5 protein-coding genes are annotated in these 7660 nt (G+C 39.8%); 2 read left to right on the plus strand and 3 right to left on the minus strand.

Features of this window, described 5'->3' with window-relative positions; all coding sequences use genetic code 11:
• Positions 1 to 171: 171 nt before the first annotated feature.
• The 3 genes from QU01_RS06955 to QU01_RS06965 all read right to left on the minus strand — a co-directional run bounded on the left by QU01_RS06955 (position 172) and on the right by QU01_RS06965 (position 4656).
• Positions 172 to 603 carry a Sua5 YciO YrdC YwlC family protein gene (locus QU01_RS06955; protein ID WP_033763102.1) on the minus strand — a complete coding sequence of 144 codons (432 nt, stop codon included), beginning with the start codon at positions 601 to 603 and terminating at the stop codon, positions 172 to 174.
• Between the two features lie 4 nt (positions 604 to 607).
• Positions 608 to 3865: a carbamoyl-phosphate synthase large subunit gene (gene carB / locus QU01_RS06960; RefSeq protein WP_033763105.1), complete on the minus strand. Its 3258-nt coding sequence runs from the start codon at positions 3863 to 3865 to the stop codon at positions 608 to 610.
• Between the two features lie 98 nt (positions 3866 to 3963).
• On the minus strand, positions 3964 to 4656 hold the full coding sequence (locus QU01_RS06965) for a Bax inhibitor-1/YccA family protein (protein ID WP_033763108.1): 693 nt from the start codon (positions 4654 to 4656) through the stop codon (positions 3964 to 3966).
• 144 nt (positions 4657 to 4800) lie between these two features.
• Between QU01_RS06965 and gap the strand changes: the two genes are divergently transcribed.
• Complete coding sequence (gene gap, locus QU01_RS06970) at positions 4801 to 5799, plus strand: type I glyceraldehyde-3-phosphate dehydrogenase (RefSeq protein ID WP_033763111.1); 999 nt, start codon at positions 4801 to 4803, stop codon at positions 5797 to 5799.
• Positions 5800 to 5879: 80 nt separating this feature from the next.
• On the plus strand, positions 5880 to 7660 hold a 1781-nt coding region (locus QU01_RS06975), incomplete at its 3' end, for a vacuolating cytotoxin domain-containing protein (RefSeq protein ID WP_033763562.1).

The following is a 7660-nucleotide window of genomic DNA, read 5'->3' on the forward strand; positions in this document are numbered from 1 at the left end:
AAATATGATAATAATTTCTCTTAAAAAATAAAGGTGTTATTATAATCAAAAAAATATTACAATCGCCTTAAAAGAGCTAGCCATTTTTGATAAACAAATGATAAACTTTTAGAAAAATCCCACAAAAACCCCTTTCAAAGTGCGCAGAATGCGAAATAATAAAGGGTAATTTTATCTTATTCTCACTTTTTTATTTTTATAAAGTTTGAATATTTTAGAACTACCACTTTCAAACAAACCCCTTTCATCGCTCACAATCACATCAGCGAGATTGGAAGCGATTTCTTTATCATAAGCGCATTGGGTGAGGTTGGCTGAGGTGCTATAGAGCGTTTTAAAACGCTTTAAAAAATCCCCATGCCTGCCCCTAATCACACGAACGGCTTTAGAATTAGGGTAAATAAAAGTGGTTTTAGCGCTTCTTCTAATGAGGTTTTTAAAAGCGTTGGGCGCGCGCACTAGGCTTTTTAGGGTGCTAAAATCAGCGCTTTCTATTAAAACGCTTTGGTTTTTAGGGCGGCCTTTTAAGGCGTTGAGTTTTTCGCTGTCTTTAGAAAGCAGTCCGATAGTGGTATCGCTTTGAACGAGATACACTAACGCCATCAAGCTACTTTAAATAGTCTTGTAAGGCTAACAACTCGTCTTTTTGAGAGCTTTCTTCTAACGCTAAAAGTAAGACTTCTATCGCGCTTAAAGTCGTGAAATAACTCACATGGTTTTTAAGCACAGAAGCGCGTATGAGTTTGGCGTCATCTTGAGATTTGTGATCGCTGGTGTTGATAGCCATGCTGATTTCCCCATTCATCATTAAATCCATGATATTGGGGCGGCCTTCAGAGATTTTAAGCACTTTCAAAGATTTCACCCCAGCTTTTTCCAAAGCTTTATGCGTGCCTTCTGTGGCGCACAATTCAAAGCCTAACTGAACCAATCGCTTCATTAAAACGCACGCTTCTTCTTTATCCTTATCTTTAATAGAAACAAAAATAAGCCCCTTGTTTTTAATGGGGTTAAAGCAAGCCGTTTGAGCCTTGAAAAAAGCCAACCCTAAAGATCTAGCAATCCCCATCACTTCGCCGGTGCTTTTCATCTCAGGCCCCAAAATCAAATCCGATCCATAAAGTTTATTAAAAGGGAAAACCGCTTCTTTTAAAGCCACAAAATGGGGCATTTTAGGCTTATAAACGCCATTAGAATACTCTACGATATTTTTTTTATCATAAAACTTCAAGGCTTCTTTCAAGTCTTCTAGCACCATAACCCTAGTCGCCACTTTGGCTAAAGGAACGCCTAAAGCTTTGCTTAAAAAAGGCACGGTTCGGCTGGCTCTGGGATTGACTTCAATCAAATACAGCGAATTTTGATACACGGCAAATTGGATATTCAATAGCCCTACTACGCCCAAATGCAGAGCGATTTTCGCGCTCACTCGCTCAATTTCATCTAAAATTTCAGGGCTTAAAGTGGAAGGGATAAAGCATGCCGAATCGCCTGAATGGATACCCGCCTCTTCAATATGCTGTAAAATGCCGGCAATATAGACCTCTTTTTTATCGCAAATAACATCCACATCTAATTCCACCGCTTTTTCTAGAAACTTATCAATGAGGAGCGGATTTTTAGGGCTAATCTCTAAAGAATGCGTAACGCTTTCTAAATAATGGCGCAGTTCTTCAATATTTTCTAAAATTTGCATGTGTTGGCCGCCTAGCACATAACTAGGGCGCACGATAATAGGGAAACCAATCACATTAGCGATGCTATAAGCTTCATCAACGCTTTTAGCCATGCCGTTTTCAGGCTGCTTAATGTCAAGCTCTTTTAAAAAGAGAGAAAATTTTTCTCTATCTTCTGCAATATCAATCACCTTAAAAGGCGTGCCAATAATGGGGGCTTGCATTTTGGCTAGATCTTTAGCGAGTTTTAAAGGGGTTTGTCCCCCAAAATGCACGATAATGCCATCCACGCGCTCCCTTTGAATGATGCTTTTCACGCACTCAAAATGAATGGGTTCAAAATAGAGCGTGTCGCTGGTATCATAATCCGTGCTCACAGTTTCTGGATTGCAATTGAGCATGACGCTTTTAATGTTTAAATCTTTTAAAGCAAAGCTCGCATGCACGCAGCAATAATCAAATTCAATGCCTTGACCGATGCGATTAGGCCCAGAGCCTATGATTAGGATTTTCTTTTCTTTCTTTTCTTGTTTGTTTTCAATAGGGGGCAAAGGGTTAGGGGCATAGGTGGAATACAAATAAGGCGTGAGCGATAAAAACTCCGCCGCGCAAGTGTCCACTTCTTCAAAATTGGGTGCAATTTGTAAATGCATTCTGGCTAATTCCACTTCAAAAGGACTCACCTCTAAATTTTCATTTTCTTTGATTTTAGCGGCAATCCTGGCATCGCTAAAGCCTAAATTTTTAAGCCCTCTTAATTTTTTGGCGTCCGTTAAAACGCTAGAATTGATACCCTCTTCTGCTTTGACTAGTTCTTGGATTTGAGATAAAAACCACCTGTCAATCTGGCACAATTCAAACACTTCATCAACAGAGACGCCGAGCCTGAACGCGTCAGCGATATAGAGCAAGCGTTTGGGATTGGGCCGGCGGATTTCCTTTTTGATCGCTTCTAAATCTTTGCTTAACGATTCAAACCCTAGCCAATTGTTTTCCAAAGAGCATAACGCTTTTTGTAAGGCTTCTAAGAAATTCCCCCCTATCGCCATCACTTCGCCAATGCTTTTCATAGAAGTCCCTAAAGTGCTAGAAACACCGGCAAATTTTTCAAACGCAAAGCGAGGGATTTTCACCACGATATAATCCAAACTAGGTTCAAAACTCGCCGGGGTGTTGGTAATATCGTTTTTAATTTCATCTAAGCTAAAACCCACCGCAAGCATGGTAGCGACTTTTGCAATGGGAAACCCGGTCGCTTTTGAAGCTAATGCGGAGCTGCGACTCACTCGTGGGTTCATTTCAATCACAACCATTCTTAAAGTCTCTGGGTGGATCGCAAATTGCACATTACTCCCGCCCGTATCCACGCCAATTTCTCTTAAAATCGCAAAGCTCGCATCGCGCATGCGTTGGTATTCTTTATCGGTTAAGGTTAGGCTTGGAGCGATGGTGATGCTATCGCCGGTATGAACGCCCATGGGGTCAATGTTTTCAATGCAGCACACAATGATGCAATTATCCTTGCTGTCTCGTATGACTTCCATTTCGTATTCTTTCCACCCCAACAAGGACTCTTCAATCAAAATTTCATTAATGGGCGAAGCGTCCAGGGCGTTTTTAGCCAATTCTTGAAACTCTTCAATATTGTAAGCGACCCCACTCCCCCCCCCAGCCAGAGTGAAACTCGCTCTGATAATGGCTGGAAAGCCAATTTCATTAATGGCTTCTAGGGCTTCTAACTCGTTATAAGCGTAACGCCCTTTAGGCAAATCCATCCCGATTTTTAACATCGCTTCTTTGAAAGCCTGCCTGTCTTCGCCTTTTTTAATCGCTTCAATCTTAGCCCCTAAAAGCTCCACGCCTTCTAACATGCCCTTTTGATGCATCTGCATGACCGCATTTAAAGCGGTTTGCCCGCCCATTGTGGGCAAAATAGCGTCAATCTTTTCTTTTTTGATGATAGCGGCGATGTTTTCTCCAGTGATGGGTTGGATATAGGTTTGATGAGAAAATTCAGGGTCAGTCATCACGGTGGCTGGGTTAGAATTGATTAAAATCACTCTGTAACCTAAAGATTTTAAGGTTTTACAACTTTGAGTCCCTGAATAGTCAAACTCACAAGCTTGCCCAATCACAATAGGGCCTGATCCTATCAGGAGAATGTTGGAAATATCGGTGCGTTTAGGCATAACTAATCCTTAAAAAAAAGAATATAAAATGAAGTGTTATTAGTTTTAAAATATTTTTTATTAGGTTTTTGCGTGGTATCCCCCCCTATTTTTTCAAACTATTTGTCTCTGTCTGAAAAAATACCAATGATTTGCAAGATGGAAATGAAGACATTCAAAAAGTCTAAATACAAGCTCACCGCCGCATCAATGGGGCTATCATACATGCCTTTAACAATATTTTGGGTGTCATAAGCGATGTAAAGACTGAATAAAACCGCACTCGCTCCCGCAATGACGACTTGGAACATGGGGCTACCCAAAAACAAGTTAATGAGCGAACACACCACCACCACAATCAAAGCGATAAAGAGCATTTTACCCATATTCGCTAGATCGTTTTTAGTTTTAAGGGCATACACGCTCATCAAACCAAAAACAATGGTTGTCATGCCCAAAGCTTGCCAAACCGCCCCTAAACCAGCTTTTGCAATCACCATACCCAACAAAGGCACCAAAGTAACCCCTGATAATGAAGTGAAGGCAAACAGCATGAATAGATTCAACCCGGGTTTGGATTTAGAAAACATCAAACCAAAAAACGCCGCAATTTCAGCGATAAAAAACACCCATTTATACTGCACTACGGCTTGAAAGTTCATTAAACCCAGTAACGCCCCAATAGTCGCTAATAACAAACTGCCCGCAAAGAACTTGTAAGTCGTTTTAACAAAACTTACCAGCTCGCTTTCATGCAATAAAGAATCTTCTGCATACACATTACGAGAATTCGCTCTGTCATACAATGCCATGTTTTACTCCTTGAATTTCAACTCAATAAATAATTTTAATTAACCCTACAGCTAGGTCCAATATAATAGCGCAAAATGTAGTAAAATACCAAACAAAACCCCATAAAATTGAAATTGAAGTCTGAAAATAGGATAATAGTTACGATGAAAATTTTTATCAATGGATTTGGCCGCATTGGGAGATGCGTTTTAAGAGCGATTTTAGAGCGCAATGATACAAACCCACAACTAGAAGTGGTAGGCATCAATGACCCTGCTAACTGGGAAATCCTGGCTTATCTTTTAGAGCATGACAGCGTGCATGGGTTGCTTTTTAAAGAGGCGCGTTACTCTAATGGTAAGCTTATTATCGGCTCGTTAGAAATCCCTGTTTTTAATAGCATCAAAGACTTGAAAGGCGTGGATGTTATCATAGAGTGTTCAGGGAAGTTTTTAGAGCCTAAAACGCTAGAAAATTACCTTTTGCTTGGGGCTAAAAAGGTTCTGTTATCCGCTCCCTTCATAGGCGAATACGATGAAAAACAATACCCCACTTTAGTGTATGGGGTCAATCATTTTTGCTATCAAAACCAAGCCATTGTTTCTAACGCCTCTTGCACGACTAACGCTATCGCACCCATTTGCGCTATCTTAGATAAAGCTTTTAATATTAAAGAGGGCATGCTAACGACCATTCATAGTTATACGAGCGATCAAAAACTCATTGATTTGGCCCACCCTTTGGACAAACGGCGCTCCAGAGCGGCCGCAAGCAACATTATCCCCACCACCACTAAAGCCGCTCTAGCTTTGCATAAAGTTTTACCCAACCTCAAAAACAAAATGCATGGGCATAGCGTGAGGGTGCCTAGCCTTGATGTGTCCATGATAGATTTGAGTTTGTTTTTAGAAAAAAAGGCCCCTAAAGATCCCATTAATGATTTATTGATTGAAGCTTCCAAAGGGGTTTTAAAAGGCGTGTTAGAAATAGATTTAAAAGAAAGGGTGAGTTCTGATTTCATTTCTAATCCGCATAGCGTTATCATCGCGCCTGATTTGACTTTCACGCTAGAGAATATGGTCAAAATCATGGGGTGGTATGATAATGAATGGGGGTATTCTAATCGTTTGGTGGATATGGCGCAATTTGTGTATCATTATTAAGTCATTTTGCGAATCTTTTTGAGTTTGTTTAACATCAAATTGTATAATGTGGGATTTAATAAAAACGATTGGAGTTTTAAATGGCGTTTAAAAAGGCTAGATTGATTTCCAAGTTTATTTCAAAGGGATCTTTCAAATTAAATAAGATCTCAAAGAAAATTTTCAAATTGAATCAAATCTTAAAGTGTGAAAAGCCCTTAAAATGCCATAAAAAAACAAAATCCATTAAAAAGCTCTCTAATCGCAACAAATCTTTTTTAAAAGTTTCGGTTTTATTGATAGGAGCGTTAGGGGGATTATCCCACCTAAGGGCTAACGAATGCCGTTATTGGTCATGGTCGTCTTGGAATTATCAGGACAATATTGAAAGCGGTCCTAATTCACCCACGCACAACTCCTATTGTCTTTTTAGTAGCGCTCAAGGCTCTGGGACTTATTATTTGAACACCCTTACCACTTATAGCGCTGGTGGGGCTAGTTTCACGCAAAAATTCAATGGTGGCACGCTTAATGTGGGAGGGAATATCCGCTTTGGAGGCACAGGTATTAATGGAGGTGATGTCGGCTATATCACAGGCACTTATGACGCTCAAACGATTAATTTTGATTCTAGCCATTTAACAACCGGAAACTCATACGCTGATGGTGGTGGGGTCACGCTCAATTTTAACGCGGCTAACAATATCACTATCAATCAAGCGAGTTTTGATAATAACGATGCAGGGACACAAAAATCCTATATGGATTTTAAAGGCTCTAATATCAAGGTCAGTGGCTCTAGCTTTAAAGATGACACTGATGGGGGCTTTAATTTCAGCGGTAATAACAATAATAGCGTTATCTCTTTCAATCAAACGAGCTTCAATCAAGGCACTTATCACTTTAGTAACAGCGCAAGTTCAAGCTTTGGTAATAGTAGTTTCAATCAAGGGACTTATCACTTTAATAGCGCCCAATCCACTTTTGAAAACAGCAATTTCAATCAAGGCACTTATAATTTTAATGACAATACCAGCTTTAATAACGACACCTTCAATCAAGGGACTTATAGCTTTAATACGAATAAGGTGAGTTTCTCAGGCGCTAACACTTTAAATTCAAGTTCGCCTTTTGCTAGCCTTAAAGGCAGTGTGTCTTTTAATTCTGGTGCGATCTTTAACCTCAATCAAACCCTTAATAATAATCAAACCTATGATATTCTCACTACAAACGGGGCGATCCAGTATGGGGTTTATCAAAGCTATTTGTGGGATCTAATCAACTATAAGGGCGATAAAGCCATTAGCCATGTTGGAGTGGGCAATAACACTTATGATGTAACCTTTGACATTAACGGGCAAGATGAAACCTTACAAGAAACCTTTAACAACCAATCCATTATTACCCAATTTTTAGGAGACGATTTACAACAACAAGCCCAAAAAACCTACCAACAAGACTTGAGTGATTCACAGAGCACTTTGAATAACGCTGCTAGTGATAATAAGATCGCAAATAGCGATACAGACTACACCAAGAATAAAAACACCGCTATCGCTACAGACGCTCAGAATTTAGAAAACACTAACCAACAAATCGCTCAAGATGAACAAGCGTTAGAAAAAGATTTAGCTCAAATCAAACAATTAGCCAACTCCACCACAGGCTTTAACGAACAAGCTTTCAATCAAGCGCAAGATAAAGAACAACAAGATGAACAAACCTTACAAAACGAAGAAAAGACTTTTAACGCTGAACAAGAGGGATTAAAGCAAGCGATACAACAAGCGCAAGCCCAACAACAAGAACAAGAACAACAACAAGCCCAACAAACCTATCAAGAGGATGTAACCAACTCCCAAAGCGCTTTGAATAACGCTGC

Origin of the sequence: Helicobacter pylori SA221C (genome assembly GCF_000476855.1) — a bacterium.
GTDB lineage: Bacteria > Campylobacterota > Campylobacteria > Campylobacterales > Helicobacteraceae > Helicobacter > Helicobacter pylori_DK.

Bases quoted from the DNA above. Each gene is read 5' to 3' on its own strand.
- carB (WP_033763105.1), bottom strand. From the start codon at position 3,865: ATGCCTAAACGCACCGATATTTCCAACATTCTCCTGATAGGATCAGGC.
- QU01_RS06965 (WP_033763108.1), bottom strand. From the start codon at position 4,656: ATGGCATTGTATGACAGAGCGAATTCTCGTAATGTGTATGCAGAAGAT.
- QU01_RS06955 (WP_033763102.1), bottom strand. From the start codon at position 603: ATGGCGTTAGTGTATCTCGTTCAAAGCGATACCACTATCGGACTGCTT.
- gap (WP_033763111.1), top strand. From the start codon at position 4,801: ATGAAAATTTTTATCAATGGATTTGGCCGCATTGGGAGATGCGTTTTA.